Source organism: Halobellus inordinatus (genome assembly GCF_024464655.1).
In the GTDB taxonomy this organism is placed as follows: domain Archaea; phylum Halobacteriota; class Halobacteria; order Halobacteriales; family Haloferacaceae; genus Haloquadratum; species Haloquadratum inordinatus.
Genome location: NZ_JANHAV010000006.1, coordinates 79,687 through 105,384 on the forward strand (window position 1 = coordinate 79,687; position 25,698 = coordinate 105,384).

Consider the following 25,698-nt stretch of genomic DNA (forward strand, 5'->3'; position numbering starts at 1 on the left):
GGCACCGGGGGGAGCCGAGCATCTTCACATCGGTCTGTCCGACAGTATCAGGATTCGATTTCTTCGACGGCGGGCCAGACCCGCCAGACGGCGACCGCGAGACTGCCGACCAGCCACACGAGCAGACCGACAGTGTTCAAAAGCGGGTCGCCCGCGTTCACTTCCGCGCCGCCGACGACACCGACCGCCGTCGAGAGAACTAGCCCGCGGAACGCGCTGTTCGGGCTCAGCGCCAGGAGTGCCGTGAGACCGCTTTCGGGAAGCACGCCGCTCGCGAGGCCGGCAACCAGCGCGGTGTCGATGCCGAGAACGAGCGCCAGCGCCAGCGCGGCGGCGAGTGCGAACGCCGTCCGGACGGTTCGCGCCGCGGCCGAGATCGCGATCGTCGCGGCGAGCACGACGAGCGTGAAGACGGCCGCGAGGACGACGAACCGAACGTAGCGGACGCCCGAGTCGGCCGCGGCGTTGATCGCCAGGAACGTCGGGATGTCCGCCGTGAGGAACGGGACGAACAGCCCCACGACGAACAGGGTTGCGACCACGACGCCGACGAGCGCGAGCGCGCGCCCCAGATAGACCCCGCCGACGTAGGAGACCCGGCGCACGTCGTACGTCCGGAGGACGTCCAACTCGCCGGTCTGGCGGTCTCCGAGGATCGATCGGTAGCCGAACGCGACTGCGAGCAGCGGGACGAGCACCTCGACGAACGTCAGCAGGTCGAGCGTCAGGGGGACGAACCCGCCGCCACCGCCCGTTCCGGCCCACGCGACGCCGACGACGCTCAGCGTGAACGCCGCCGAGAGCGCGAGCAGCGCCGGCGTCCGGGCGATTGTCCGGAGTTCGCGCGTCGCGACGACGAAGAGGTTCGTTCGGAGACGAGCGAACTCGCCCCGTTCGGCCGCCGCGCTCGCTTCGTCGCCCTCGCCGGTCGTCGCCTCGGTCTGTTCGTCCTCCACTGCGGCCTCGCTCGCAGACGCGTCGACCTGCCCGTTGCCCGCGGCCGTCGACCCGTCCGCCGACCGCGCGTCGGCGCTCTCGTCGGCGTCCGGCTCACTCACCGCCCGACACCTCCTGTGCGCTCTGTCCTTCGTCGATACCTGCTCTAACGGTCGATTCGCCCGCCTGCGCGCGGACGATCCGGAGGAACGCCTCCGAGAGCGACGCCGCGTCGGTCTCCTCGAGGAGTTCCGTCGGCGACCCACTCGCGACGAAGCCGCCGTCGTCGAGAATGTAGACAGTTTCGGCGTGGGCCTCGACCGCCGGGAGTTCGTGCGACGCCACGACGACGGCGGTGCCCTCTGCGGCGAGTTCGCCGACGACCTCGAACAGTCGCTCGACCATCGCGGGGTCGAGGCCGCTCCCGGGTTCGTCGAGGATCAACACCGCGGGATCACCGAGCACGGCCTGTCCGAGCCCGAGTAATCGAGTCATTCCCCCCGAGAGCGATCCGACCGCGCGATCCGCGACGTCTCCGAGGCCGATCCGGTCGAGCGTCGCCGCGACGTCCTCGCCGTCGACGCCGTCGAGGAGTTCCGCGTAGAATTCGAGCGTGTCGCGCGCGCTGAATCCCTCGCGGAACGCGGGCTGCTGTGGGAGATAGCCGACGCTGCGTGCGCCGCCGGCGCGGCGCGGCACCGTGACCGAGCCGTCGGTGGGCGGACTGACGCCGGCGAGAATCTGCAGGAGCGTCGACTTCCCGGAGCCGTTCGGGCCGACGAGGGCGACGACCTCGCCGCGCTCGACCGTCAGCGAGACGCCCGAGAGGACGTCGACGTCGCCGAACGACTGCTCGACGCCCGTCGACCGGAGCGCCGCGGGTCTGTCGTCGCTCACGCTGTCGCCTCCTGGGCTGTCACGTCTCGATTCGATTCCACTTCGATCCGCCGTTCGTCGACTGGTCTCGTCATCATCGTCTCGTCGGTAGTCGCGCTGTCGTTCGTCGAACGTTCCTCCGCGAGGAACCCCTCGGTGTCGACCGCCCGCGCGGCGGCGATCACTTCGGGATGGAACGGCTCCGTCCGGGCGTGCGTGTCGACGACGCCGGACTGTCGGAGCCCCGAGACGGCGTCCTGGACGCGACGGAGCGTCGCGACCGCGGGCGACTGCGCCAACGCGGTCGCGCCCGAGACCGTCCCGATCCGGGAGTCGACCGACCCGGACGGGCGGTACGGCCGGTCGTAGATACCGTCGTCGTTCCCGTCGGGGATCGGCAGTGCGCCCCAGTGGTTGCCCACCCCGCTGTGTGACCAGGTACGGAGCGGTCCGATGGTGGACTCCACCGTCTGTTCGTTGTCGACGAAGTCGTTTCTGAGCACCCAGTTCGACGGGAGGATGTCGCTCGCGCGCACGCCGATCTCGTTGCCGATGACCACGTTCTCGGCGAACGTGTTGCGGTCGCCGGCGACCTGGAGCCCGCGCTCGTTGTCGACGACGACGTTTCGCGCGTAGTAGGAGTCGCCGCCGGCAGGGACGATGCCGTACGTGCTCTGACGGACGTCGTTGCCCACGATGATGTTGTCCGTCGGGCGAGTCATCACGATGACGCCGGCCTGCGCGTTCCGGACCGTGTTGTTCGCCACCAGCGACTCGGAGGTGTACATCTCGTGGACGCCGTAGCGACCGGGATCGGCGCGGTTGTCCCGGACGACGCTCCCGTCCGCGCGGTGGGTGTAGACGCCGTCACGGCCGTCGATAAACACCGAGTCCTGGACGACGCTCCGCGCGCCGATGAGCACGACGCCCATAAAGCCCTCGCGGGCCGTCGCAGCGCCGCGAACCGTCAGGTTCGTCAGCGCGGAGTCGGGGCTCTCCCGGACGATGACACCGCTCGCGGAGGTGTCGATTTCGACGTTCGCGACCGAGGCGCCGGCTGCCCCGTCGAGGACGATCGCCGCGTCGCCGTAGCCGTACGCCAACTGCACTGTCGTATCCCAGTCGACCGAGCCGTTCCGGAAGTCGCGGCCGCGGCTCCCGACGTCGCCGACGCCGGTGACGCGCAGGTCGCGGACGGCCGAGCCGTCGCCCTTCAGAAAGACGACGCTGCGGTTTCCGTCACCGTTGATGACCGTCTCGGGTCCCGCGCCCGCGAGCGTGATGGACTTGTTCACGACCACGTCGTCGACATCGTACGTTCCCGGCGGGAGGTAGACGGTCGTGTTCGGCGGTGCAGCGGCGATGGCGTCGGCGATCGTCGCTGCGGTAGCGACGTCGCCTGTGGCCGAGGCGTCTATCGCAGAGCCGTCCGTGGCGGAGCTATCCGCGTCGACGACGACGCTCCGCGGTCGGTCGCGGCGCTCGGCGGTCTCTGTGACGGTCTCGTTCGCCCACTCGTGTCGGGCGTCGATCGACGCCTCGAACCGATCGAGCCGGGACGGCAGCGGGTCGCCGACGCGGGATTGGAGGGCCGCCCAGTCGACGACGTCGCCGCCGTACTGCTCGGCGAACTGCTCGGCGTCGCTGCGCTCGGAGAACGGCAGTATCACCGATCCGGACGGGATCGCCGCCTCGCTCCCGACGACGAAGTACGCAGATTCGGCGGGCGTCCAGCCCACGGCGCGGCCGCGCTCGGGAACGACGTACCCCTCCTCGGTCAGATTGGGTGTGATGTCCGAGAAGTCCGAGACGTAGACCGCGAGCGGATCTCCGAACTGCCGCTGGGCGCTCGCGTCGCCGAGTTCGCTGACGACGGTCTCGACGCCGACGTAGCCGACGACGTAGCGGTAGCCCGAGTAGAACACCTGCGCTCGCGGGAGAGCGAACCCCTCCGCCTCAGCGCGGCGTGTGTCGACGCCCGTCCCGCCCATACTCACGGTGTCGTCGAAGTCGACCGGGCGGAGCGTTTCGCCGCTCGCCGGCGTCAGGGCGAACGAGAGACTCGCGAGGACGAGAGTGAGGGTCACGGCGGCCGTCACCCACTTCGTCCCCGTCGACGACAGGATCGCCATCACATTCCGAGGCCGGCGACGACTTCGGGGGTGACTCCGTCGTGGGTCGTGAGCGACCCGCCGTGCTCGGACTGGAACGACTCGGCGTCCTCCCGGTTCGAGAAGGCGATCAGGTCACGGCCCATCGTTCCTTTCACCTCGGAGTCGACGACGTAGGTCACGTCGGTCGCCGAGACGAACGTCGACGCCTCGAAATGTCGCGTGATGAGGATGTCGCCGCCGTCCTCGTAGGTCTCGTAGTCCACCGACGAGTAGTCGGTGACGTAGAACGCGACGTCCTCCCAGCCGCTGTCGTCCTTCTCGAACTCGTACTGGTAGGCCTCCCAGGTACTGTCGAAACGGGCTGGATTCTCGTGCCCGTTCGGCTGTTGGTCCTTGTAGAAGATCTCGGCAGACGGCCCCGGATGTTGGCGGATCACCATCCCACAGACCTCACAGGTCGCAGTCTCGGGGATCGTGACCGCAGCCGGCGGCTCTGTGTTCCCGCCACCGCCGCCACCGAGACAGCCGGTCAACGAGACGGTCGCGGCCCCCGCACTCGCGAGCAGGAGGCGGCGGCGCCCGACCGACGTCGCGTCGGCCTGCTCGTCGACTCCCGAGGGTTGCTCCTCACACATAGACCAAGCTACGCGACCGCGTGATAAAAGACTCTGGGCGATTCCAGGCTTTTGAGAGCAGATAGGAAGTGGCTACTGTCCGAGAAACATCGCCGCAGTAGTTCGGTTTCGGCGCCTCGCGGATCGGGTCGCACAGATTTATCACCCGGTATTCGAAAACTGTGAGTGAATATGACTGACAACGGCGACGGAGACGGGGACCTCGAAGCGCGACTGGTCGAACAGGAGAGCTTCGAGCCCACAGAAGAGTTCGTATCGCAGGCGAACGTCTCGGATCCGAGCATCTACGAGGAGTTCGAGGAGAACTGGCCGCACAGTTGGCGTCGCGCGGCCGACCTCCTCGACTGGGACCGAGAGTACAGTGAGATCCTCGACGACTCGAACGAACCCTTCTACGAGTGGTTCCCGGACGGCACGCTGAACGCCTCGTACAACTGCGTCGACCGGCACGTCGAGAACGGCGACAAGAACCGCGTCGCCATCAAGTGGGAAGGCGAACACGGCGACACGCGAACCTACACCTATCAGGACCTCTACCGCGAAGTCAACGAGTTCGCCGCGTCCCTCCGCGACCTCGGCGTCGAGGAAGACGACGTCGTCACCCTCTATATGCCGATGGTGCCGGAACTGCCGATCGCGATGCTGGCGTGTGCGCGGATCGGCGCGCCGCACTCGGTCGTCTTCGCCGGCTTCTCGGCGGACGCGCTCGCGACCCGGATGAACTCCGCGGACTCTCGCTATCTCGTCACCTGCGACGGCTACTACCGCCGCGGCGACGCCCTCGATCACCTCCAGAAGGCCAACGAGGGCTTAGCGGGCGTCGACCACGGGGTCGACGCGACGGTCGTCGTCGACCGCCTCGGCGACGACGGCTTCGACCACGACCTGAAGGGCAACCAATACGCCTGGGAGGACCTGATGGCCGACCACCAGGGCGACCGCGTCGACCCTGTCGAGCGGAGCGCCGAGGATATGTTATTCCTGATGTACACGTCGGGAACGACGGGCCAGCCGAAGGGCGTGAAACACACGACCGGCGGCTATCTCGCCTACACGGCGTGGACCTCCCACGCCGTCCTCGACCTCGAACCCGAGGACACCTACTGGTGTTCGGCAGATATCGGCTGGATCACGGGCCACTCCTACATCGTCTACGGTCCGCTCGCGCTCGGGACGACGACCGTGATGTACGAGGGAACGCCGGACTTCCCCGAGCGCGACCGCCTCTGGGAGATCATCGAGAAGTACGCCGTCGACGTGTTCTACACCGCGCCGACGGCGATTCGCGCGTTTATGAAGTGGGGCTCGCAGTTCCCCGAGCAACACGACCTCTCCAGTCTGCGTCTCCTGGGGACGGTCGGCGAGCCGATCAACCCCCGCGCCTGGAAGTGGTACTACCAGCACATCGGCAACGAGGAGTGCCCGATTGTCGACACCTGGTGGCAGACAGAGACCGGCGGGATGATGGTCACGACCCTGCCGGGCGTCTGTACGATGAAACCGGGCTCTGCGGGGCCGCCGCTGCCGGGCATCGACGCACGCGTCGTCGACACCAACGGCGACGAGGTCGAGTCCGGCCGCGCGGGCTATCTCACCGTCGACAAGCCGTGGCCCGGAATGCTTCGGACGCTGTACAACAACGACGAGCGGTTCATCGAGGAGTACTGGGAGGAGTACTCCGACGCCGACGCCGACGAGTGGGTGTACTTCCCGGAGGACGGTGCGAAGATCGACGAGGACGGCTACATCACGATCCTCGGCCGCGTCGACGACGTGATCAACGTCTCCGGGCACCGACTCGGAACGATGGAGATCGAATCCGCCATCGTCGGCGTCGAGGGCGTCGCCGAGGCCGCGGTCGTCGGCGGCGAACACGAGGTGAAAGGCGAGGCCGTCTACGCGTACGTGATCCTCGAAGACGGTTACGACGGCGACGACGAGATGCGCGAGCGCATCGTCGCGGGCGTCGAAGACGCCATCGGACCGATCGCGCGCCCCCAGCAGGTGGTCTTCACGCCGGAACTCCCGAAGACCCGCTCGGGGAAGATTATGCGTCGCCTGCTCGAAGAGATCGCGAACGAGGAGGAACTCGGCGATACGACGACGCTCCGCAACCCGGAGATCGTCAAAGAGATCCAGGACAAAGTCGAGCGATAAACGGCGCAAAGCGCCCCGCGACCTGATTCCTCTCTCGGATGCGGCCGAGTCGCGGATCGGCGTAGACGCCGTCAGAGTGCAGATAGCGGCGCGAGCGTTTTCCTGGTATGTTCAGCATATCCTACCGCGAGCCTCACTTCGCTCTGCTTATAGGGGTTATCGTAAGTCTCCATAGATTTCTCGCCGAACGGTACGGCGAGAATCTCCGAACAGTTACGATAATCCCTATTAGTGAGACCGGTTTTTGCGCGGTGGATTCCCGCAGCGGAGCGAAACGCCGTGGGGAAACCTCACCGTCGAAAAAGGTGGAGTTACAGATACGCGGCGTCCCAGCGGACGGGCTTTCGGCGGTTTCCGCACTCGTTACACTCTAAGCGCTCCATCGTGTCGATCGCGACGTCGAAGCTCTCGTCGGCCCCGCACATCCACCCGTAGCGCTCGGTCTGTGCGCCGTCGAGGTAGACGGCGAAGAAGGGCGACTCGGAGCCGCGTACCGACTCGTCGTAGGCGACGTGGACGGTCCGGTCGTCGACCTGCTTTTCGACGAGGCCGCTCGGCGCGGGTTCCTCCTCGTCGAGGAACGTCGTGAAGACCCGCTCGGTGAACGACTCGCCGTGGATGTCTACGGTCCGCTCGCCGACCTCGGTGAAGCCCTGTTCGTCGTAGAAGGAGACGCCCTCCCGATTCTCGGTGAGGACGCGGCCTTCGAGTCGGTCGACGCCGGCGTCGACGAGTTCCTGTTCGAGACGCGCCAGGAGTTGTGAGCCGATGCCCTCACCGCGGTGGTCCGGGACGACGTGGAGCCAGTCCAGGTAGCCGACGGTCTCGCGACCGTCCGAAATCTCGCTCTGGGCGAACCCGACGACAGTGCCGTTGTCGAGCGCGAGGACGAACACCTCGGTGTCGTCGGTCAGCGACTCTCGCAGTCGCTCGGGGCTGTACCACTCGTCGACGGCAGCCGTGATCGTTTCCTCGTCGATCGCGTGCCCGTAAGAGGCGGTCAGCGATTCCGTTGCGACCCGTCGGATGTCGTCGACGTCTTCCGTCGTTGCGTCACGGACGTCCATACCCCTTATTCGTCGTCCCCCTACTTGACCTTCGGGGGCCACATATACTGGCCGGTGTATATAATCGGGGGTTCGATGTGACCACCGAACGCACGCATGACTCTGCGCTACGGCAGAAATATAAGTACAATGCTGTCACTCTAGTTATTATGGATACAGACGGGCGCGACGAGGATGGGAGCGCCGAACCCGACGGCGGAAGCAGCGGCGCGGACGAGCAAGTCAACTTCGCTGTGAACATCGAGGGCGGAGAGACCGTCATCACGATGCGCGGCGACCGCGACACCGCCGTCGTCGTCCGATCGGCGTCGGGCGAACGGATCTACCTGCCGCCGGAGGACTTCGAGCGCGACGCGGTCCGACGCGATGGCAGTCCCTACCAGTCCGCACAGGACGACAGTCCGTACCGGGGGACGCGAGACAGCCCGTATCAGGGAATCCAGAGCGACAGTCCGTATCAGGTCGCCAGACAGAGCCTGCCGAGCGAGGGCCTCGTTCCGACTGCGGAGGGATACCGCATCCGACATCCCGAGCCCGTGACAGACGTACGGCTCCTTCGGTAGGACCGCAAAAACAGCACCGGCGCCTCCGATTGTCTCATAATGATTACTCTCGTCTCTTACCGCCGACCATCGCCACCGGGAGTAGCGCTCGGCGGTCAACAGTGAGAGTAATCACTATCAGACGATTTCCTCGTAGAACGCGATGGTCTCTTCGACGACTTCGTCCCAGGTGATCGGGTCGTACGTCGGCGCACCGTCGAGTTCGAGACCGCGCTCGATTCCATCTGCGAGCGACTCAGATTCGGGTTCGACCTCGACGACGCACTCCTCGGAGAGCACCTCGTTGACGCCGCTCTCGGTCGCAACCACGCGCGTCCCGGCCGAGAGCGCCTCGGTGATCGTGATCCCGAACGGCTCGGCGAGCGACGGCGAGACGAACAGATCCGCAGACGCGTAGTAGTCGCCCAGTTCCTCCTCGGGCACGTAGCCGACCCACTCGATCTGGTCGTCGACGTCGAGTAGTTCCGCGAATCGCTTGAGCTGTGCCGTGAGATGCCCCGAACCGCCCATCACGAGCGTCACGTCGTCTCGACGGAGCTTCTCTAAGGCGTACACGAGGTGGGCGATCCCCTTCTGATCGGTGTGACGACCGACGAAGAAGAGCATCTCGCCGTCGATTCCGAGTTCGGTTTTGAAGTCTCGCCCGGTCGTCTCACACTCCGAGAACCCGTTGTAGATGACCCGGCAATCGCCGCCGTAGTGTTCGCGAACGTCGCCGGCGGTGAGTTCGCTGACGGCGATGAGGTGATCCGCGCGTTCGGCGAGTCGGCGCTCGGTCTCGACTTCCCTCTTTGGCGGATCGAGGTTCCGATCGGTCGACAGCGAGTGGAAGGTCGTGACCCACTCGACGTCCGCGTTCGACTTCGCGCGCGACCCGGGGCCGTAGCCGAACCAGTCGTGTGTGTGGACGATGTCTGCGTCCTGGGCGCGCTCGGCGAACGTCGAACTCATCCGCCCCACGCGCGTGGTGATGTCGCCGTCGCCGGTCGGCACGCCGACGATTCCTGCTCTGTCTTCGGGGGCGTACTCGGACGGAAGAACGAGTTCGACGTCGAGGCCCCGCGCTCGCATTCCGTCGAACAACTCCCCGACGTGGGTGTCGAGTCCGCCGCTCACGTTCGGCGGAAACCCCCAGCCCAGCATCAGCACTTTCGGCGACATCTTGCTAGAAGCGACCACGCTCGCGCACATAAGTCCTGTCCGTGCTGCGTCTCGGGGGGGCGCGGAGTCGACCGAATCGCAACCGAAATTCGCTTGCCGCGGGGGACCGAGCGTTCGGTATGCACGTCGTCGTCAACGCAGCGACGAGCGCGGACGGAAAACTCTCGACGCGCCGCCGCGAGCAGGTGCGGATCAGTGGCCCCGAAGACTTCGCCCGCGTCGGTCGGCTCCGCGCCGACAGCGACGCCGTTCTCGTCGGTATCGGAACGGTCCTCGCCGACGACCCCCATCTAACACTCGACGACGCGGCGCTCCGAGACGAGCGAGCAGCGCGTGGCGACGAACCCAACCCCGCCCGCGTCGTCGTCGACTCCAGTGGACGGATCCCACTCGACGCGCGGATCCTCGACGACGCGGCGACGACGTACGTCCTCCTCTCGGCGGACGCGACCCCCGAGCGCCGGGACGCGATCGCGGCGGCCGGCGCGGAGGTCGTCGTCGCCGGCGACGAGCGCGTGTCGCTTCCGGAGGCGCTCGACGCGCTCGGTGACCGCGGCGTCGCAGATCTGATGGTGGAAGGCGGCGGCGAGATCATCCACTCGCTCTTCGCGGCTGACCTCGTCGACGAACTCTCGGTGTACGTCGGCTCACTCGTCCTCGGCGGCCGTGAGGCGCCGACGCTCGTCGACGGTCCCGGATTCGTCGAGGACTTTCCGAAACTGTCGCTCGAAGACGTCCGGCGCGTCGACGACGGCGTCCTGCTCAGCTACGAGGTACTCGGTCGGTGACTATCGGTCGTTTATCCGCTGCGTTCGCCGCCGTTGTATGTCTACAGCGTCGATATCGACGGTTCCCGACGGTCGTTCGAGGCGGGCCCCAATCCTCGAAATAGGTAAAGGGCTGCCCCCAGTAGAGCGTGGTATGAGTTCGCCAGAATCGACCGGCGCGCCGATCCACGTCGAGAGCGCGGAACACTTCCAAGAACTTCTCGCCGAACACGAGGTCGTCCTCGTCGACTACCACGCAGAGTGGTGTGGGCCGTGTAAGATGCTCGAACCCACAGTAGCGGAGATCGCCGAGGAGACCGACGCGACCGTCCTGAAAGTCGACATCGACGAGCTGCAGGGCCTCGCGCGCGACGCCGGCGTCCGATCGGTTCCGACGCTCGAGTTCTACAAGAACGGCGAGCAGGCCGAGCGCGTCATCGGCGTCCAAGAGAAGAGCGACCTCGTCGGCATCATCGAACAGCTGTCGAACTGAGCGCCGCAGTCGCGGCGGTCTGACGTTCGCTGTAACCGCTTCGACGCCTCGCGTCGACTCCTCCTCGAGTATCTACCCAGAAGCCGATGGCTCGAACGTGCCACCGAGACAGTGCGGGAGACAGCCCGCACGTCACGTCGCGTCCGGCGCCCGCAGCGCGGCGACGTCGACGTCGTGATCGGTCACCGACCGGTGCTCCGAGAACAGCTTTTCGGCCTCGGCCGCCCGCATCGTGAGGTGTTCGGTCGGACAGTCGTGACAGACGACGTGATAGACCCGGTCTCCGGAATCCGCGTCGGAATCGACAGCGCGGCTCATACCTGTTCTGTCGCGAGAAGCGGTGATAGCTAATCGTCGATTATCGAAGGCGGCCGTTCGAGAAAACGCGCCTTAATGCGGGAAGCACGCGACTACCGTCCCGACGCCGCTGTCTGCCCGCGGTTCCGAGCCCTCGGTTGCGGAGGGTCGAACTCACTGGATAGGACCCGAATCCGCGGGACGGAACACGAGTCCCACATCCGAACGGCACTCACACGACGCCGCGGGGAGGGCTTTTTACTTCGGAGCAAGTAGGGAGCGGTATGATCTCACTTGACGAAGCCGTGACGGCGCGACTCGAATCGCACGGCGAGCGGTTCGAGGTACTCATCGACCCCGACGCCGCTCTCGCCATCAAACGGGACGAGTTCGAGGGCGACTTAGAGGACGTCATCGCCGCCGAGGACGTCTTCGAGGACGCCTCGCGAGGCGACAGACCGGCAGAGAAAGACCTAGAGACCGTGTTCGGGACCACAGACCCCCTCGAAATCATCCCCGAGGTCGTCCGCGAAGGCGAGATCCAGATCACCGCCGAGCAGCGGCGGGAGATGCAGGAACAGAAGCGAAAGCAACTCATCAACCGCATCGCGCGCAACGCGGTGAACCCGCAGATGGACAACGCGCCGCATCCCCCCGAGCGAATCGAGCGCGCCCTCGAAGAGGCCGGCTTCCGCGTCGATCCGATGGAGCGCGTGGAGTCACAGGTCGACGACGCCCTCGACGCCCTCCGGCCGGTCATCCCGATTCGCTTCGACGAGGTGACTGTCGCGGTACAGGTCCCGGCCAACTACGCCGGCAAGACCCAGGCACAGGTCCGCGAGTACGGGGACCTCGAACGCGAGGAGTGGCAGCCAGACGGCTCGTGGGTCGGCGTCGTCACCTTCCCAGCCGGGATGCAGAACGACTTCTACGACCTTGTCAACGAGATGACCTCGGGCGAGGCGGAGACGCGCATTATCAAAGACAAAGACGAACTCAGCACGCGGTAGCGATGCGGTAGCGACGGAGCCGAACTATCCCTTCTTGAAGCCGACCAGGAAGCCGCCGGTGAAGCCGGCCGAGACCGACAGCGTCGAGAGAATCGTCGAGATCCAGTCCGGCGGCGTCCCGTTGGCGGCGCTCTGGGTCGTCTCGACGAACCCGGACGTGAGCCGTTCCCAGTCGACCGAGAGGATCCCGCGGGATTCGAGAAACTTGAAGAGCGCCAGTTCCAGACCGACGATCACGGCGATGATCTTGGCGACTTTCTTCGCCGCGAAGCCGATGATGCCGCCGATTACCGCGCCGCTCCCGAACTCCAAGCCGAGCTGCGTCGGGTCCAGCGACAGTTGTAACGAATCGAGCATACCGAAACTCTCCCGCCGCAGTATAAGTCGTTTGTGGGGATCGCGTGCCGATATCGGCCGACTGTCCGGGCTATTTTCCTCCGGTCAGAGAATGACGAGACGGGAGACACCCCTCTCGTGAGTCCACATTTTCGTGGAATGTCAGGCAATCGAGGCGGAAGTTACAAAGAATCCGGGTCGAAATGGGGACCTATCGGAATTATGGACGAACGCGACATTCGCCTCCTGAAAGCCATCTCTGATCTCGGGACCGGGAGCCCGGAGCGGCTCCACGAGGAGACCGACATTCCCGTCTCGACGATCCACTATCGGCTGAACAATCTCCGCGAGGCGGGCATCATCGAGAACGATCTGTACGACATCGACCTGGAGAAAGTCGGACTCGGCGTCACGGTTCTCGTCGAGTTACTCACCGATTACCACGGGTCACACCACGATTTCGAGGACAAGATCCTCGCCGTCGAGGGGGTCTCGCAGGCGTACTTCACGATGGGCGAGACCGACTTCGTGGTCGTCGCACACCTCCCCGACCGCGAGATGGTCGAGCGCCTCATCACCGACCTCGAAACGATCGAGGAGGTCCGCCGGACGAACTCAACGTTCGTCGTCTCGACGCTCCGACACAGCACGCGGGCGCTGCAGAACTACGACTTGGAGACGCTTCTCACCGAACTCGCAGACGAGTGAGAACGTGTATCTACGGGTGTAGGGACAGGAGAGGCGGGCCGGGCGCGATCTGAACGCACGGTGGGACACGTGCTCGCTTCGTTGCGTGCGACCTCCGTACAATGTGGCTCTGGCCAGATCAGATACGCGCCACTCGCGGAGTTGCTCGCGGCGAGAAGACGGGCCGGACGCGATTTGAACGCGCGACCGTCTGATTAAGAGTCAGACGCTCTGCCGGACTGAGCTACCGGCCCACTGCATCCCTGAGTTCTGGTGGCGCAATTATATGTGTTTCCTTTCGGCCGACGGTCGGGAGTGACTCTCACGACCCGATTGAAATGACTCAGATCCGGACGCCCCGGCGTTGCCTCCCCGAGTGCCGCACCGCTGCTCACCAAACGAGTGCTGTTAAGTGGCGTCCGACCGGAGTTGGCGTCAGAATGAGCGCCGGGGTCACTATCTCGTCGATGTCCACCTACGCCATCCTCGGGTGCGGGAGCGTTGGCTACGCGGTGGCCGAAGAACTCGCCGAGGAGGGCAAAGACGTCCTCATCCTCGACAAAGACGAGAGCCGCGTCGAATCCCTCCGTGATCAGGATCTGAACGCACAACAGACGAACATCGCCGATCCCGACGTCGCCGACGCGGTCGCCGATCGAGATGTCGTCCTCATCCTCGCCTCCGACGTCGAGGCGAACAAGGCGGCGGTCTCGGCGATCCGCGAGCGCAACGGCGATCAGTTCATCGTCGTGCGCGCGTCGGACCCCGTCTCCGAGGACGAACTCGCTGAACTGGGTGCCGACGTCGTGATCAACCCCTCGGAGGTCATCGCGGACTCGGCGCTGCGGTCGCTCGAATCGGGCGAACTCGAATACAAGGCCCGACAGCTCGCCGAAGTGCTCGAAGGGGCGACGGAAGGGCTCGCAGTTCTCACACACGACAACCCGGATCCGGATTCTATCGCCTCGGCGGTGGCGTTGCAGGCGATCGCCCGCGAGCACGGCGTCGACGCAGTCATCAACTACGACGGCGAGATCGGCCACCAGGAGAACCGCGCGTTCGTGAATCTGCTTGGGATCGAACTCGTCCCGCTTTCGGAGGGCAAGCCCCTCTCGGAGTACGGGGCCGTCGCGCTGGTCGACCATATGAAGTCGGGCGACCCCGATCTCGACGTCGACGTCGACATCTTCATCGACCACTACGAGCCCGAAGAAGACATCGAGGCGGAGTTCACCGACGTCCGTCCCAACGTCTCCTCGACGTCGACGATCCTCACGAAGTACCTCCAAGAGTTCGACCTCTCGCCCAGCGAGGCGGTCGCGACCGCGCTGCTCTACGGAATCCGCTCGGAGACGCTGGATTTCAAGCGCGAGACGACCCCTGCCGATCTCACCGCCGCCGCGTATCTCTATCCCTTCGCCAACCACGACACGCTCGAACAGGTCGAGTCGCCCTCGATGTCGCCAGAGACGCTCGACGTCCTCGCAGAAGCCATCCAGAACCGCGAGGTCCAGGGGAGTCATCTGGTCTCGAACGCCGGCTTCATCCGCGACCGCGACGCGCTCGGACAGGCCGCACAGCACCTCTTGAAGCTCGAAGGAATCACGACAACCGCCGTCTTCGGCATCGCGGACGACCGCATCTTCCTCTCTGCGCGCTCGAAAGACATCCGGATGAACATCGGGAAGATCCTGCAGGACGCCTTCGCCGGCATCGGCGAAACGGGCGGACACTCCACGCAGGGCGACGTCGAGATCCCGCTGGGAATCTTCACTGGCATCGAGACGAGCGACGACAACCGCGATACGCTCTTGCAACTGACCGAAGAAGCCGTCCGGAAGAAACTGTTTCAAGCGATGGGCGTCGACAGTTCCGAGAGCGGCAACGGTAGCTGAAACGCTTCTCGTTTTTTTCGATTTCAAGCGCCGTCTGTGGCCCGTTCTGCGAACACGAACTCCGCGTCGCTCCCCAGCGGATCGCTCACGGTCTCGGTTCGGAGGTTCTCGAAGCCGGCGTCCCGCAGTTGTGAGAGCGTGGCGTCGCGGCCGGGCGCCGAGAACAACATTCGACCGCCCATCCAGCCCCGACGCACCGTCTCGAAGCGACCGCGCGGCAGCGTCATCAACAGGTGGCCGCCGGGACGCAATACCCGCGCGAACTCCCGGTACACGTCCGGGTGCGCCGCTCGCGGGACGTGGAAGACGGCGTGATACGCGGTGACCGCGTCGACGCTGTCGTCCCTTACTGGGAGGTCCCGCATCTCCGCCTGGAGAAGGTGGCTCTCCGGCACGTTCTCCCGGGCGAGTTCGAGGCCGCGCCGGGAGATGTCGAGGCCGATGCTGCCAGGTGGGAGATCCGCGAGTGTCCGTGCGCCGTCGCCACAGCCGACGTCGAGGACAGTCGGATCCGGTCCCAACTCGTCTCGGAGCCGACCGAGTAAGTCGGCGTCTGAGCCGCTCGGATCGCGCCGCTCGGCGTACGTCTCCGAGATCTCCTCCCACGCCCGCCGGATCGCGTTTCGGTCCATCTTACTTTAGGAGGGCAGCGAGCCGCATAGGCGCGTCGGCCGGTTGGCCGGTCGGCGGCGGGCGCTCTCCGCTCAATAATCTCCGAGAACACCCAGGCGTCGGGCTCTGCGGGTCGCATACTGGAAGACCAAGTACCCGAAGCCGAGATAGCCGACGGCCGTCGCGAGGAGGAGCGCCAAGTCGAAGGCGCTGAACTCCCAGAGTCGCGTCCCGTCAAGCATCGCGCGTTGGAGGAGGCCGCTGCCGTGCGCCAACGGGAGGAGGCTGAGCCACGGGACGTCCAGCGACGGCGCCGAGATCAGGACGACGAAGCCGAACTGCAGCAGATTGAGCCAGCTTCCGATCTGCTTGTACAGCAGCGTCACGCCGCCCGCCGCGAACCCGAGTCCGAGCACCGACGTGATGGTGAGCGTGGCGACGACGACGACGGTAAATAGATTGAGCTGGAGCGCCGTGCCGGTCATACCGAGCATCACGACGAGGATCACCGTCGAGGTGAGGAACGTCCGGACGATCTTGGCGATCCCCTTCAGCATCGCGACGGGCGCGAACCCGAACGGCGTCATCACGTGCCGTTCCAGCGTCCCCCACTGGACTTCGCTGCCGATGTCGTTCGAGATCGACGAGTAGGCGCCGACCGAGAGCGTCCAGAGGAAGTAGCCGACCACGATCCCCTCGATCGAGTCAGTCAGCGCTCGGCCCGCGACCATCCGCCCGCCGTAGAACAGCACGCCGAAGAAGAACAGGGCGATGACGACGCCGCCGATCGCGTTGGCGGGGTACCGAACGAAGAGGATGGCCTCGCGGTAGAGGACGGCCCGCGCGAGGTGGTAGTACCCGGCCGGCTTCGGTCCCTGCCCCGCCCGCTGACCGGCACTCATCGCCGTTCCTCCCATCGCTGGTCCTCTGTTTCCTCCTTGCGATCGCTGGTCAGGTCGACGAACACGTCTTCGAGGTCCGGATCGACCGCAGTGAGACGATCGATCCGCACGCCCTGCTTTTCGAGCCGCGCCATCAGCGCGTACAGTCCGTCGCTGTCGGTCGTCACGTCGACGCGCGCACCGGGCCGACGCTCGAAGCGCTCGACGCCAGTCACGTCGAACGCCGCGCGGAGGTCCGCCAGCAGGTCGGCATCGAAGTCGCCGCTCGCGATCCGGACGCCGTGTCGCTCGCCGCGACCGAGGAGCGCGTCGACGCTGTCGTCGGCGACGATCCGCCCGCCGGACATAATCAGGACCCGATCGCAGACCGCCTCGACGACGTCCATATCGTGACTGCTGAGGATCACCGTCAGTCCTCGGTCCTCGGCGAGCCGCCGGAGCTCACGCTGGAGCGTCCGTGAACTCTCGACGTCGAGGCCGAGCGTCGGCTCGTCCAGAAAGATCACGTCGGCGTCGCCCGCCAGCGTACTCGCGAGTGACACCTTCTGCTTCATCCCGCGGGAGAGATTCCGGACCGCGACGTCGACTTTGTCCGCCAACTCCAGGCGTTCGAGCAGCCGCTCGTGGCGGTCGGCCACGGAGTCGGGATCGATGCCGCCGATGGTCGCGAAGTACCGGAGATTCTCGCGGACGGTCAGACGCCAGTAGTCGTTTCGCGCGCCTTCGAGCATCGCGTCGACGTGCCCGTACGCCGCCCGTGGGCGGTCTGCTACGTCTACTCCGCAGATCCGGACCGAGCCCTCGTCCGGGAGCACCATCCCCAGGATGGACTTGATGAGCGTCGTCTTGCCGGCCCCGTTGGGGCCGAGGAGTCCGACGACCGAGCCCGGTTCGATCTCGAACGAGACCGAATCCACCACCGTGATGGCGTCGGAGCCCGTTCCGAACTGCTTCGAGAGTCCCTCGACGGCGACAGCGACGTCGGCGTGGTCGTCCAGCGGTGCTGACCCGGACGCGACGTCGGTGTCGTCGGCGGATCGTCTGCTCCCGTTCGTCTCGGCTCCGACGTCTGCGCTGTGGGTCGTCGACCGCTCGGATTCCGGCCCGGTGGTGACGCTGCCGCCACTCGCTGCCTGCCCGTCGCCGCCGCCCGCCACCCGCCCGTCGCCGCCATCCGCATCCATTGTCGTCTGGAAGGCGCGGAACTACAAAAGCTACAGCCGGTTCGCACCCCATTGGGTCCTCTCCCGACGAATCCGCCACCGTCGTTTAGTGACTGCCGACCCACCTGTCGGTATGAGAGCTGTCGCAGAGGCCGTTATCGACCGACCACGAGAGGCGGTCTTCGAGTATATGGACGTGCCCGAGAACCAAGCGCGCATCTCACCGCGACTGTCGCGCGTCGAAACCCTCGGCGTGCTCGATAACGGCGGGAAGCGAGCGCGCTACACCTACCGCCTCGGCTTCCCGTTCCGTGGCGAAGTGCGCGGCGTCGTCCACGAACCACCGGAACGGATCGTCTTCGAGCTGTCGGGCGACATCGAGGGACGCCTCCAGTGGACGTTCGAGACTGTCGACGACCGGACGCTTGTCACCTACGCCGCCGATTACGACTTCGGGTTGCCACCGATCCTCGATCGAGTGCTCGGTCCGATCGCCGCCCGATACAACCGACGCGAACTCGAACGGACGCTGGCGAATCTCGACCAGCAGCTCTCCGAGCCGGGCGACGCCTGACCGCTGATCACTCCCGAACGCATTCCCCGGATTCCAGGCACACAGGCACAACCGGACGAGAGCGCGGCTCACAGATGGCACACTGAGACGTGGCTTCAGAATGATCGTCATCGTTCCGATCCCGGCCTCGACGTCGCGGCCGGTTCGCCCTCGCTATAGTAGCATTTGCAAGTCTTCACGCATCCGATCGTACGCTGTCGTGCGGTCGGATGAGCAATCAGTTGCAAACGCTACTATAGTTCGGACCGAATATGCGCGGGACAGGATTCGAACCGGAACGAGACGGTCACGGTCACTCCGTTCGCGCGCTGCGACTCGCAGGGCTCGAATCCGTGCCTGCTCCCTCGTCGCTTCGCTCCTCAGTGCGCGGGACAGGATTCGAACCTGCGGACCCCTATGGGACAGCGTCCTAAGCGCTGCGCCTTTGACCGCTTGGCTACCCGCGCGCAGCCCCATCTACAGCGAAGGCCCAAATCAACCTGTCGCTCCGCGCGCAGGGTTCTTATGCAGTGGCGACGCACCTCAGTGTATGTACAGCGCCCGGGACCGCGTCGCCAACGAGGAGTGGCTGAACCGGATCGAGCGCGGTGCGGACCGACTGGAGCTCGGATCCGACGCGCGCTCGGTCGCCGCGGATCTGTTCCTCTCGGAAGCCCCCGAAGAAGACCGCTCCAAGCGTGCGATAGCGGCCGCGAGCCTCTATGCGGGCGCGTTGATCGCCGGCGAGGAACGATCGCAATCTCGCGTCGCCGACGCGATGGAGGTGACCCGGCTCAGCGTCCAACAGCACTGGAAGCCGGTGCTCGAGTCGGCGGGGTTCCAACCGCCGTCGTGGTAGAACGACTCAGAAACGGAGACAATCAGGCGTCGGATCGCTCGGAGTCCTCGGTGCTCGGTTGCTTCGGGCCGCGGCCGTCCCGCTCCGGCGTGACGTTTCCGTGGCGGTCGATTTCGCCCTTGACGATGCGCGTCGACGAGATGCGCTCGCCGTCCTCGGCGCTGACGTGCTCGACGACCTCGATGTCGAGCGGGTCGTACCCGCGTTCCCGACGGATTTCGTTGATTCGCTCGCCCCCCTCGCGGGTCTCCGGGGACACGATGAGGACGTCGAACTTCTGTTCGGTGGCGATTCCGGTCGGCTCGGTCAGTTTGCGCACTTCGAATTCGCGGTCGTGGGCCGCGGCGAGCGGCTCTAATTCGGCGACGAGATCGTTCTTCCGATCCTCGAACGACCTGACGTAGCGGTCGACGTGGCGGGTCTTCGGAGCGAGTTCGTCGCTCGTCAACCCGACGGTTACGTCGCCTAACTCGAACGCACGCTCGAAGAGCGCGAGGTGGCCGTCGTGGACTGGATCGAACGTCCCGCCCAGCGCGACGTGCATACGCGGCCGAGGTCCTCCCGGGACTTAAACTGGGCGGGTCTCCGTCGAGTACCGGCCGCACCCGACGATCCACGCCATTGCACAGAATCCCGGTGTCAGCCGCTTTCGGCGAACACTTTCACCGTTCCGTCGCTCGTGAGTCCCACGTCGATCGGTTCTTCCAGCATATTCTCGCTCGCGACGTCGCCGAGCAGTCCGTAGAGATGCGCGTAGAGTTCGGGCCGGCAGTAGTCGACTTTGAGACCGGCGTCGTCGCCCTGCGCGTAGATCTGATCGACGATGTCCTCGAAGCACGTCCCCGCCGCGACGGTGAACTGCACCGGCGCCCGCAGCGTCTGGACGAGTTCGAGCGTTCGACGCGCCTTCTCGACGTTCGCCTCTGCGGCGCGTTCGATGGCGCTCACGTTCGCGTCCGTGGTCCCCAACTCCTCGGCGACTTCCCGCTGGGTCTTACCCTGCTCGCGTCGCTCTAACACCTCGACCTGTCGCTCTGTCAGGACTGTCGAGTCCACGTTGGCCATACGAAGTCAAACAGATCTGTTTGAGGTAAGTTTATTGGTTAAACATTAGATTTTGGACCGATGGTCGTCGCACCGCCGACTGGTCGGCGCTCGTTTCTCGCAGGGGCCGCGGCGCTCCTCACCGGGACCGCCGGGTGTGCCGGCGTCGTCGGTCGCGACCGGACGACTGCGACCCCCGTCTCGATACTCGCTGCCGGGAGCCTGAACAACGCGCTCGAAAACGGGCTCCGTTCGAGCGTCGACACGCCTGTCCAGATCGAAGCCCACGGGTCCGCAGAGGTCGCCCGCCTCGTCGCGGAGGGACAGAAGAATCCGGACGTCGTCTCCGTCGCCGACGTCGCGCTGTTCGACGGCCCGATGCGACCAGACTGGTACGCCGAGTTCGCGACCAACTCCGTCGTCGTCGCTTACAACCCCGACAGCAACGGCGGGGAACGCATCGCTGCCGCCGGAACCGACTCGTGGTACCGTCCGCTACTCGACGGCGACGTCGAACTCGGGCGGACGGACCCGGACCTCGACCCGCTCGGCTACCGGGCCCTCTTCGTCCTCGAACTCGCGACGGACTACTACGACACTGACCGCGACCTTCGCGATGCGATCCCGAGCCGCGACCAGATCTACCCCGAGACGCAACTCGTCAGCCAGTTCGAGACCGGGTCGATCGACGCCGCGATCGCCTACCGGAATATGGCAGTCGAGCGCGGCTACGACTACGTCGAACTCCCGGCAGCGATCGACCTCAGCGATCCCTCCTACGCCGAACAGTACGCGAACGCAACCTACGAACTCCCGAGCGGCAAGGTCGTCGAGGGCGGCCTCATCAGCTACGGTGCGACGCTCCGAAGCCAGACGTCGGCTGCCGCCGACGTCTTTCAGACCCACACGACCGGACCGTACCTCTCGGAGTTCGGATTCGTGATCCCCGACGACTACCCCACCTACACCGGCAATGTTCCCAGCGAAATCGCGAACTGACTCCGGCGTCGGACGGTTCGACTGGCTGTCGATCACGTTCGTGCTCGGCGCGGTCCTGCTCTGTTATTACCTCCTGCCGCTGGTCTCGCTCGTCGTCAGCCAGCCGCCCGACGTGGTGCTGCGCCGCATCACGCAGCCGGACATCGTCTCGGCGACGACGACCTCGATCGTCTCTGCGAGCACGAGCGCCCTCGTCGCGACGGTGTTCGGTCTCCCGCTCGCATACTGGCTCGCGCGCGCTGACGGGCAGATCAAGACGGTGGTGACTGCGCTCGTCGTACTCCCGCTCGTTCTGCCCCCGATCGTCAGCGGGATGGTGTTGCTGACGATCGTCGGCCCGGAGACGGTCGTTGGACGGCTGGCGGCCGCCAACGGACTGCCGCTGACTCGGTCGGTTGCGGGCGTCGTGCTCGCGCAGACGTTCGTGTCGTCGCCGTTCGTCGTCGTCACGGCGAAAGCGGCTTTCGAGAGCGTCGACCGAAGCCTGGAGTACGCCTCGCGGTCGCTCGGCAAGAGCCGCTTTACGACGTTCCGCCGGGTCACGCTCCCGCTCGCGTGGCCGGGCATCCTCGCGGGCGTCACGCTGGCGTTCGCGCGCTCGATCGGCGAGTTCGGCGCGACGATTATGCTCGCGTACTACCCGCGGACGATGCCGGTGCAGATCTGGGTCTCGTTCACGACGCTCGGCCTGGACAACGCGTTCCCCGCGGCCGTCGTGCTGGTCGGTATCGCGGTCGCGACGCTCGTCGTCCTCAACGCTCTCGGACAGAACCCCCTGGAGTAATCGATGCTCGAACTGGACGCTCTCACGAAGACGTACGCTGGATTCGAGTTCGGCCCCGTCGACGCGACCGTCGACGACGAGGTCCTCGCAGTACTCGGTCCCTCGGGCAGCGGGAAGACGACGCTGCTGTCGGTGATCGCAGGGATCGTCGCTCCCGACTCGGGGTCCGTATCGCTGAACGGCCGAGCATTGAGCGGGCGATCGCTCGAAGACCGCCGGACGGGGCTGGTCTTTCAGGACGGGGCGCTGTTCCCGCATCTGACCGCCCGCGAGAACATCGGCTACGCGGCTACGAGTGGCGGTCGGATCGACGAACTCGCGACGCTGCTCGAAATACGGGACGTCCTCGACCGCAGGCCCGCGACGCTCTCCGGCGGCGAAAAACAGCGCGTCGCGCTGGCGCGCACTCTGGCGGCCGACCCGGACGCGCTGCTCCTCGACGAACCGCTTTCGAGCCTCGATGCGCCCATCCGCCGTCGATTGCGAATCGAACTCCACGCGCTGTTCGACTCGCTGGACATCCCGGTCGTGTACGTGACGCACGATCAGCGGACGGCAACAGCGCTGGGCGACCGCATCGCGATCTTCCGGAACGGCACGATCGAGCAGATCGGCCCGCCGTCGACCGTACTCCGAGAACCGGAAACGCGGTTCGTCGCGACGTTCACGGGGAACGAGAACCTCTTCGAGGGCGTCGCCACAGGCGGCGCGACGGTTCGGGTCGGCGACGTCGAACTACGGACAAGTGAGCCTGTTCCGGCCGAGTCGGCCGTAACCGTCTGTCTGCACCCCTCACGGATCCGACTCTGTGATCCGAGCGCCCGTCCAGCCGACGGCTCAGAGATCCACCCGACGAACGTGATTCGTGGGACCGTCGACGACTGGCTGAACGAAGGGACGGAATATCGTGTCCACGTGAATGCCGCCGGGACGTCGCTCGCGCTGGTGACGACCGTTCGTCCGCCTGCCTTTGATCGCTTAGCAATCGACGCCGGCGCTCCCGTCCAAGTGGCGATTCCGCCGCAAGCCGTCCATCTGATCCCACACGCCCAGGCCGAGCTTTGATATAGCGATATACAATTTACGTGTGTCCGCTCAGACGACGCCCCCAGCTCAGTACAGCGAGTAAATGTGCCGTTCGTAGGTCTCGCGGACCCGGTCACCCCAGTTGTGGGTGTAGGTGTCGATGATGTCGCCCCCGACGTCGCCCCGGAGATACTTGACGATCCCTCGATCGCCGGTCCGATCGCGGAGATGCGTCGTGAAGAAGTGCCGAAAGTAGTGTGGGGTGACGTTCTCTTCCGCACCGCCGCCGGATCTATGCCAGCCGGCGTCGCTCGCGTGTCCTTCGACGAGGTGATGCACCATATCGGGTGTGAGCCGACTCCCCCAACTCCCCGACGTACTGACGAACAACGGTTCTGCAGGCGAGCGCGCCGCCGGACGGATCGCGAGCCAGCGACGCAGCGCGACTTCGAGTTCGTCGTCGACGGGGATCACCGTCGAACGCTTCCGCTTGTTCGACGCCGTGCGCTCCTCGCCGGCGACGGCGGCCCCGGCCGCGGGTTCGGCCGCGACGTAGAGCGACGGCCCACGGCCGTCGAGGTGCGGACGCGACGTTACGATCCCGTTCGATACAGCGTCGATCGGTGTGTCGTCGTCGAGCGCCAGGTCGCGGAGGTCGAGATTACAGAGTTCCCCCACGCGCATTCCGGTCTTGAGAAGCGTCGTGACGACCGCGTGATCGAGGGGATGCGTGACCGTGGCAAGAAAGTCCCGCATATCGGGGAGTGAAATCTCTCGCCGTGAGGGGTTCGTGTCGATCCGTTCGTCCATCTCCTCTATCACGAGCGTCATCGGATTGGACTCGAATGCGCCGACCTGCGCGAGGTACGCGTAGAACCGGTGGAGGTAGGAGGCGTACGTCGCGACCGTACTGTCGGCGACGTCCGATCGCCGGAGCGAGTGGATCCACGCCATACAGTCGCGGTGTGTCGCCTCGGCGACCGAGGTCTGTGACCCGCTCGGAGTCGTCGACGGATCGCTCAGGAAAGCCTCGAACCGACGGAGGACGCGCTCGTAGGCGTCTCGGGTCCGTTCTGACTTTCCGTGGTACGTCATATCCTGCAGGAAGTACGCGATCGGATCTTCGAGAGCCTCGCCCTCGGCGGTCTCAGCGCTCATTTTGCTCCTCCGACGCGCCGGGTGCGAGAGCGTAGCCGCCGCGCCGCCCGCTGTATCGCACGGCGTTCGACGCCTGTAGCTCCTGGAGCGTCTCGTCGAGACGGCTCTCGATGTCGTCTGTCAGCGCCGCGAGAAGTTCGTCCCACGAGAGGTACTCGGAGGACGAGAGGACCTCGAGGACGCGACGTTCGAAGTCGTCTTCGGTGTCCTGTGTTGTTGGCCCGTTCTCGGAACCTGACCCCCGGGGTTTGGACCCTCCGTTAGCCCCTTCACTGGATTCTTCATATCCGGGGCTGTTGGGGACCTCGAAGTCGCGGCGGCCTGCCTGCACCATCGTCCGAACGAACTCGCTTTGGCTCATCCCCAACTGATCTGCGTGTTCTTTCCAGCGCTCTTTCTGATAGGTGGGAACGTACGTCATTACCGTCGCCCGCTCGGTGTCGACTTCTTCGGCAGCCATACCACTCCCTGCGTTTGCCCCCCACTTCACTTTACTGTAGATACCAGAATAAGAGAGATTAGATGTGTTTCTGATTGCGCCTTTCCGGGGCTGTAATTAAGTTATTTGTTTTTCTGCAATCTAAAATCTGCAAAGTGCTTGTATTCACACACCTATATTCTGTCGTTCTTTATAGGTCTTATTTTCGGGGATAGGTCGCTTCCAGCAGAGGCGATCCAGTACTGAAATTCTTGTTCTGTCGATGAAACAGAATGCGCCCGAATCAGTCACTCGGCTGCGCCGATCGGCCCCCGAAATCTGAATGGGTATCTTCGGCCCGCTACTCCGGGGGGTCGCTGCCAAAGATCGGTCTCCCGAGTTCGGTTCGATATACCGACCAGATGCTGATGTGACTGTATCGTTCCATTGCGCTAGTCGAATATTCGAGTCAGCCGAAGTGGTGTTGGCGTCGAGACCACGGATACCTCGTTGCGTGGACGCACGTACCATCTGCGTCGGACGTTCGACAGCGGGACTAACTCTCGGCACATAGGGAGCACCGAGGACCAACTGTGCCCCGTAGGCCTCTGCACAGGCAATCGCGCTGTCGATTACCGAGCCGCGCAACTGCTGCACCGTTCGTTGGAGAGACCAGGGACGTGCTACTTTGGTAGAAACAAGCGGTCGCCGTCACCGGTATCCCTGGCCTCGATGACGACGTACGCCGAGTACGACGGGTTCGAGAACGTCCCGTCATCCTTCCGAACCGTCCACTTCTCTACTCCCTGATTGTCGGACTCTCTGGCAAGGCGTGAAACGCCAAACAGTGGTCGTGAGGTCCTGACCCGACTGTCTCGCCTTCGTATACGAGCCGCTTCGATAGCAAACAAGCGGTACGTGGCAGCCTACCCTGTGAGCGAGAGATCGGATCGTAGTCAGGGGTATCTTTGATGGCTGTGTCGTGTTGTGTGCTCAATCCTACTCCAATCGGCGTCGCCTCGGAGTGGTCGGACGCTCCACTGTCCTGCGGCACTCCGCGCGATTCTGGCCGGCCTATCGGCCTGAAAGCCCCTCGTACGTACGCGCGACATACACGCTCAGTGGGTACCGACTGCGCCTCTATCAGAGCGAAAGAGAATGAACGAAGGGTGATGCCGACGAACGG

The 25,698-nt window shown here is 65.2% G+C and carries 27 protein-coding genes and 2 tRNA genes; 12 read left to right on the forward strand and 17 right to left on the reverse strand.

Annotation, left to right across the window (positions count from 1 at the left end; translation table 11 throughout):
* Positions 1–47: 47 nt before the first annotated feature.
* From NO347_RS11895 to NO347_RS11910, 4 genes are read right to left on the reverse strand one after another with little or no spacing between them, the layout of a single operon-like run.
* The gene (locus tag NO347_RS11895; protein ID WP_256289795.1) at positions 48–1,058 is read right to left on the reverse strand and encodes an ABC transporter permease; all 1,011 of its coding nucleotides are present in this window, start codon (positions 1,056–1,058) and stop codon (positions 48–50) included.
* Positions 1,051–1,833, reverse strand: coding sequence for an ABC transporter ATP-binding protein (locus NO347_RS11900; RefSeq protein WP_256289796.1), 783 nt, complete (start codon positions 1,831–1,833; stop codon positions 1,051–1,053). Before NO347_RS11900 ends, NO347_RS11895 begins: the two co-directional genes overlap by 8 nt.
* On the reverse strand, positions 1,830–3,944 hold the full coding sequence (locus NO347_RS11905; protein ID WP_256289797.1) for a NosD domain-containing protein: 2,115 nt from the start codon (positions 3,942–3,944) through the stop codon (positions 1,830–1,832). The genes NO347_RS11900 and NO347_RS11905 overlap by 4 nt, the downstream gene beginning before the upstream one ends.
* Positions 3,944–4,561 (reverse strand): nitrous oxide reductase accessory protein NosL, encoded by a 618-nt coding sequence (locus NO347_RS11910; RefSeq protein ID WP_256289798.1) that lies wholly within the window; start codon positions 4,559–4,561, stop codon positions 3,944–3,946. Before NO347_RS11910 ends, NO347_RS11905 begins: the two co-directional genes overlap by 1 nt.
* A gap of 171 nt (positions 4,562–4,732) precedes the next feature.
* On the opposite strand from NO347_RS11910, the gene acs reads away from it, so the two are divergent.
* Positions 4,733–6,718, forward strand: a complete 1,986-nt coding sequence (acs, locus tag NO347_RS11915) for an acetate--CoA ligase (protein WP_256289799.1) — start codon at positions 4,733–4,735, stop codon at positions 6,716–6,718.
* A gap of 311 nt (positions 6,719–7,029) precedes the next feature.
* Here the strand turns inward: acs and NO347_RS11920 are convergent, their stop codons facing one another.
* Positions 7,030–7,785, reverse strand: coding sequence for a GNAT family N-acetyltransferase (locus NO347_RS11920; RefSeq protein WP_256289800.1), 756 nt, complete (start codon positions 7,783–7,785; stop codon positions 7,030–7,032).
* Between the two features lie 149 nt (positions 7,786–7,934).
* Between NO347_RS11920 and NO347_RS11925 the strand changes: the two genes are divergently transcribed.
* Positions 7,935–8,348: a DUF7510 family protein gene (locus NO347_RS11925; protein ID WP_256289801.1), complete on the forward strand. Its 414-nt coding sequence runs from the start codon at positions 7,935–7,937 to the stop codon at positions 8,346–8,348.
* 117 nt (positions 8,349–8,465) lie between these two features.
* On the opposite strand, the gene NO347_RS11930 is transcribed toward NO347_RS11925, so the two are convergent.
* A complete protein-coding gene (locus tag NO347_RS11930) occupies positions 8,466–9,491 on the reverse strand; it encodes a glycosyltransferase family 4 protein (protein WP_256289956.1) in 1,026 nt (341 codons plus the stop codon).
* A 137-nt stretch (positions 9,492–9,628) separates the two neighbouring features.
* On the opposite strand from NO347_RS11930, the gene NO347_RS11935 reads away from it, so the two are divergent.
* Positions 9,629–10,297 carry a 2,5-diamino-6-(ribosylamino)-4(3H)-pyrimidinone 5'-phosphate reductase gene (locus NO347_RS11935; protein WP_256289802.1) on the forward strand — a complete coding sequence of 223 codons (669 nt, stop codon included), beginning with the start codon at positions 9,629–9,631 and terminating at the stop codon, positions 10,295–10,297.
* A gap of 133 nt (positions 10,298–10,430) precedes the next feature.
* Positions 10,431–10,769 carry a thioredoxin gene (trxA, locus tag NO347_RS11940; protein WP_256289803.1) on the forward strand — a complete coding sequence of 113 codons (339 nt, stop codon included), beginning with the start codon at positions 10,431–10,433 and terminating at the stop codon, positions 10,767–10,769.
* Between the two features lie 132 nt (positions 10,770–10,901).
* On the opposite strand, the gene NO347_RS11945 is transcribed toward trxA, so the two are convergent.
* Complete coding sequence (locus tag NO347_RS11945) at positions 10,902–11,087, reverse strand: hypothetical protein (RefSeq protein ID WP_256289804.1); 186 nt, start codon at positions 11,085–11,087, stop codon at positions 10,902–10,904.
* A 263-nt stretch (positions 11,088–11,350) separates the two neighbouring features.
* Between NO347_RS11945 and NO347_RS11950 the strand changes: the two genes are divergently transcribed.
* Positions 11,351–12,076 (forward strand): ribosome assembly factor SBDS, encoded by a 726-nt coding sequence (locus tag NO347_RS11950; protein ID WP_121570645.1) that lies wholly within the window; start codon positions 11,351–11,353, stop codon positions 12,074–12,076.
* Between the two features lie 24 nt (positions 12,077–12,100).
* Here NO347_RS11950 and NO347_RS11955 read toward each other — a convergent pair whose 3' ends face one another.
* Positions 12,101–12,433, reverse strand: a complete 333-nt coding sequence (locus NO347_RS11955) for an FUN14 domain-containing protein (protein ID WP_121570646.1) — start codon at positions 12,431–12,433, stop codon at positions 12,101–12,103.
* 201 nt (positions 12,434–12,634) lie between these two features.
* Here NO347_RS11955 and NO347_RS11960 point away from each other — a divergent pair, with 201 nt between their 5' ends.
* The gene (locus tag NO347_RS11960) at positions 12,635–13,120 is read left to right on the forward strand and encodes an Lrp/AsnC family transcriptional regulator (protein WP_121570647.1); all 486 of its coding nucleotides are present in this window, start codon (positions 12,635–12,637) and stop codon (positions 13,118–13,120) included.
* A gap of 159 nt (positions 13,121–13,279) precedes the next feature.
* On the opposite strand, the gene NO347_RS11965 is transcribed toward NO347_RS11960, so the two are convergent.
* Positions 13,280–13,353: transfer RNA gene (locus NO347_RS11965), tRNA-Lys, on the reverse strand.
* 186 nt (positions 13,354–13,539) lie between these two features.
* Here NO347_RS11965 and NO347_RS11970 point away from each other — a divergent pair.
* On the forward strand, positions 13,540–14,994 hold the full coding sequence (locus NO347_RS11970; protein WP_256289805.1) for a DHH family phosphoesterase: 1,455 nt from the start codon (positions 13,540–13,542) through the stop codon (positions 14,992–14,994).
* Between the two features lie 23 nt (positions 14,995–15,017).
* On the opposite strand, the gene NO347_RS11975 is transcribed toward NO347_RS11970, so the two are convergent.
* From NO347_RS11975 to NO347_RS11985, 3 genes are all read right to left on the reverse strand, one after another.
* Positions 15,018–15,626, reverse strand: a complete 609-nt coding sequence (locus tag NO347_RS11975) for a class I SAM-dependent methyltransferase (protein ID WP_256289806.1) — start codon at positions 15,624–15,626, stop codon at positions 15,018–15,020.
* A gap of 72 nt (positions 15,627–15,698) precedes the next feature.
* Positions 15,699–16,508, reverse strand: coding sequence for an ABC transporter permease (locus NO347_RS11980; RefSeq protein ID WP_256289807.1), 810 nt, complete (start codon positions 16,506–16,508; stop codon positions 15,699–15,701).
* The gene (locus NO347_RS11985) at positions 16,505–17,692 is read right to left on the reverse strand and encodes an ABC transporter ATP-binding protein (RefSeq protein ID WP_256289808.1); all 1,188 of its coding nucleotides are present in this window, start codon (positions 17,690–17,692) and stop codon (positions 16,505–16,507) included. The genes NO347_RS11980 and NO347_RS11985 overlap by 4 nt, the downstream gene beginning before the upstream one ends.
* A gap of 112 nt (positions 17,693–17,804) precedes the next feature.
* Here NO347_RS11985 and NO347_RS17275 point away from each other — a divergent pair, with 112 nt between their 5' ends.
* Positions 17,805–18,245: an SRPBCC family protein gene (locus tag NO347_RS17275; RefSeq protein ID WP_343217980.1), complete on the forward strand. Its 441-nt coding sequence runs from the start codon at positions 17,805–17,807 to the stop codon at positions 18,243–18,245.
* Between the two features lie 363 nt (positions 18,246–18,608).
* Here the strand turns inward: NO347_RS17275 and NO347_RS11995 are convergent.
* Positions 18,609–18,691: transfer RNA gene (locus NO347_RS11995), tRNA-Leu, on the reverse strand.
* Between the two features lie 83 nt (positions 18,692–18,774).
* On the opposite strand from NO347_RS11995, the gene NO347_RS12000 reads away from it, so the two are divergent.
* Positions 18,775–19,083, forward strand: a complete 309-nt coding sequence (locus NO347_RS12000; protein WP_256289810.1) for a transcription initiation factor IIB family protein — start codon at positions 18,775–18,777, stop codon at positions 19,081–19,083.
* A gap of 22 nt (positions 19,084–19,105) precedes the next feature.
* Here the strand turns inward: NO347_RS12000 and NO347_RS12005 are convergent, their stop codons facing one another.
* Both NO347_RS12005 and NO347_RS12010 read right to left on the reverse strand, forming a co-directional pair.
* On the reverse strand, positions 19,106–19,627 hold the full coding sequence (locus NO347_RS12005; RefSeq protein ID WP_256289811.1) for a phosphopantetheine adenylyltransferase: 522 nt from the start codon (positions 19,625–19,627) through the stop codon (positions 19,106–19,108).
* A gap of 95 nt (positions 19,628–19,722) precedes the next feature.
* Complete coding sequence (locus NO347_RS12010; RefSeq protein WP_256289812.1) at positions 19,723–20,148, reverse strand: Tfx family DNA-binding protein; 426 nt, start codon at positions 20,146–20,148, stop codon at positions 19,723–19,725.
* A 60-nt stretch (positions 20,149–20,208) separates the two neighbouring features.
* On the opposite strand from NO347_RS12010, the gene NO347_RS12015 reads away from it, so the two are divergent.
* From NO347_RS12015 to NO347_RS12025, 3 genes are read left to right on the forward strand one after another with little or no spacing between them, the layout of a single operon-like run.
* The gene (locus tag NO347_RS12015; protein WP_256289813.1) at positions 20,209–21,126 is read left to right on the forward strand and encodes an extracellular solute-binding protein; all 918 of its coding nucleotides are present in this window, start codon (positions 20,209–20,211) and stop codon (positions 21,124–21,126) included.
* Positions 21,101–21,910 (forward strand): ABC transporter permease, encoded by an 810-nt coding sequence (locus NO347_RS12020; protein WP_256289814.1) that lies wholly within the window; start codon positions 21,101–21,103, stop codon positions 21,908–21,910. The genes NO347_RS12015 and NO347_RS12020 overlap by 26 nt, the downstream gene beginning before the upstream one ends.
* Before the next feature lie 3 nt (positions 21,911–21,913).
* Positions 21,914–22,975 (forward strand): ABC transporter ATP-binding protein, encoded by a 1,062-nt coding sequence (locus NO347_RS12025; protein ID WP_256289815.1) that lies wholly within the window; start codon positions 21,914–21,916, stop codon positions 22,973–22,975.
* A 48-nt stretch (positions 22,976–23,023) separates the two neighbouring features.
* On the opposite strand, the gene NO347_RS12030 is transcribed toward NO347_RS12025, so the two are convergent.
* The gene (locus NO347_RS12030; protein ID WP_256289816.1) at positions 23,024–24,094 is read right to left on the reverse strand and encodes a tyrosine-type recombinase/integrase; all 1,071 of its coding nucleotides are present in this window, start codon (positions 24,092–24,094) and stop codon (positions 23,024–23,026) included.
* Positions 24,084–24,554, reverse strand: coding sequence for a DUF5805 domain-containing protein (locus NO347_RS12035; RefSeq protein WP_256289817.1), 471 nt, complete (start codon positions 24,552–24,554; stop codon positions 24,084–24,086). The genes NO347_RS12030 and NO347_RS12035 overlap by 11 nt, the downstream gene beginning before the upstream one ends.
* Positions 24,555–25,698 lie beyond the last annotated feature (1,144 nt).

Bases quoted from the DNA above. Each gene is read 5' to 3' on its own strand.
- NO347_RS11905 (WP_256289797.1), bottom strand. From the start codon at position 3,944: ATGGCGATCCTGTCGTCGACGGGGACGAAGTGGGTGACGGCCGCCGTG.
- NO347_RS11910 (WP_256289798.1), bottom strand. From the start codon at position 4,561: ATGTGTGAGGAGCAACCCTCGGGAGTCGACGAGCAGGCCGACGCGACG.
- acs (WP_256289799.1), top strand. From the start codon at position 4,733: ATGACTGACAACGGCGACGGAGACGGGGACCTCGAAGCGCGACTGGTC.
- NO347_RS11920 (WP_256289800.1), bottom strand. From the start codon at position 7,785: ATGGACGTCCGTGACGCAACGACGGAAGACGTCGACGACATCCGACGG.
- NO347_RS11925 (WP_256289801.1), top strand. From the start codon at position 7,935: ATGGATACAGACGGGCGCGACGAGGATGGGAGCGCCGAACCCGACGGC.
- NO347_RS11930 (WP_256289956.1), bottom strand. From the start codon at position 9,491: ATGCTGGGCTGGGGGTTTCCGCCGAACGTGAGCGGCGGACTCGACACC.
- NO347_RS11935 (WP_256289802.1), top strand. From the start codon at position 9,629: ATGCACGTCGTCGTCAACGCAGCGACGAGCGCGGACGGAAAACTCTCG.
- trxA (WP_256289803.1), top strand. From the start codon at position 10,431: ATGAGTTCGCCAGAATCGACCGGCGCGCCGATCCACGTCGAGAGCGCG.
- NO347_RS11945 (WP_256289804.1), bottom strand. From the start codon at position 11,087: ATGAGCCGCGCTGTCGATTCCGACGCGGATTCCGGAGACCGGGTCTAT.
- NO347_RS11950 (WP_121570645.1), top strand. From the start codon at position 11,351: ATGATCTCACTTGACGAAGCCGTGACGGCGCGACTCGAATCGCACGGC.
- NO347_RS11955 (WP_121570646.1), bottom strand. From the start codon at position 12,433: ATGCTCGATTCGTTACAACTGTCGCTGGACCCGACGCAGCTCGGCTTG.
- NO347_RS11960 (WP_121570647.1), top strand. From the start codon at position 12,635: ATGGACGAACGCGACATTCGCCTCCTGAAAGCCATCTCTGATCTCGGG.
- NO347_RS11970 (WP_256289805.1), top strand. From the start codon at position 13,540: ATGAGCGCCGGGGTCACTATCTCGTCGATGTCCACCTACGCCATCCTC.
- NO347_RS11975 (WP_256289806.1), bottom strand. From the start codon at position 15,626: ATGGACCGAAACGCGATCCGGCGGGCGTGGGAGGAGATCTCGGAGACG.
- NO347_RS11980 (WP_256289807.1), bottom strand. From the start codon at position 16,508: ATGAGTGCCGGTCAGCGGGCGGGGCAGGGACCGAAGCCGGCCGGGTAC.
- NO347_RS11985 (WP_256289808.1), bottom strand. From the start codon at position 17,692: ATGGATGCGGATGGCGGCGACGGGCGGGTGGCGGGCGGCGGCGACGGG.
- NO347_RS17275 (WP_343217980.1), top strand. From the start codon at position 17,805: ATGAGAGCTGTCGCAGAGGCCGTTATCGACCGACCACGAGAGGCGGTC.
- NO347_RS12000 (WP_256289810.1), top strand. From the start codon at position 18,775: ATGTACAGCGCCCGGGACCGCGTCGCCAACGAGGAGTGGCTGAACCGG.
- NO347_RS12005 (WP_256289811.1), bottom strand. From the start codon at position 19,627: ATGCACGTCGCGCTGGGCGGGACGTTCGATCCAGTCCACGACGGCCAC.
- NO347_RS12010 (WP_256289812.1), bottom strand. From the start codon at position 20,148: ATGGCCAACGTGGACTCGACAGTCCTGACAGAGCGACAGGTCGAGGTG.
- NO347_RS12015 (WP_256289813.1), top strand. From the start codon at position 20,209: ATGGTCGTCGCACCGCCGACTGGTCGGCGCTCGTTTCTCGCAGGGGCC.
- NO347_RS12020 (WP_256289814.1), top strand. From the start codon at position 21,101: ATGTTCCCAGCGAAATCGCGAACTGACTCCGGCGTCGGACGGTTCGAC.
- NO347_RS12025 (WP_256289815.1), top strand. From the start codon at position 21,914: ATGCTCGAACTGGACGCTCTCACGAAGACGTACGCTGGATTCGAGTTC.
- NO347_RS12030 (WP_256289816.1), bottom strand. From the start codon at position 24,094: ATGAGCGCTGAGACCGCCGAGGGCGAGGCTCTCGAAGATCCGATCGCG.
- NO347_RS12035 (WP_256289817.1), bottom strand. From the start codon at position 24,554: ATGGCTGCCGAAGAAGTCGACACCGAGCGGGCGACGGTAATGACGTAC.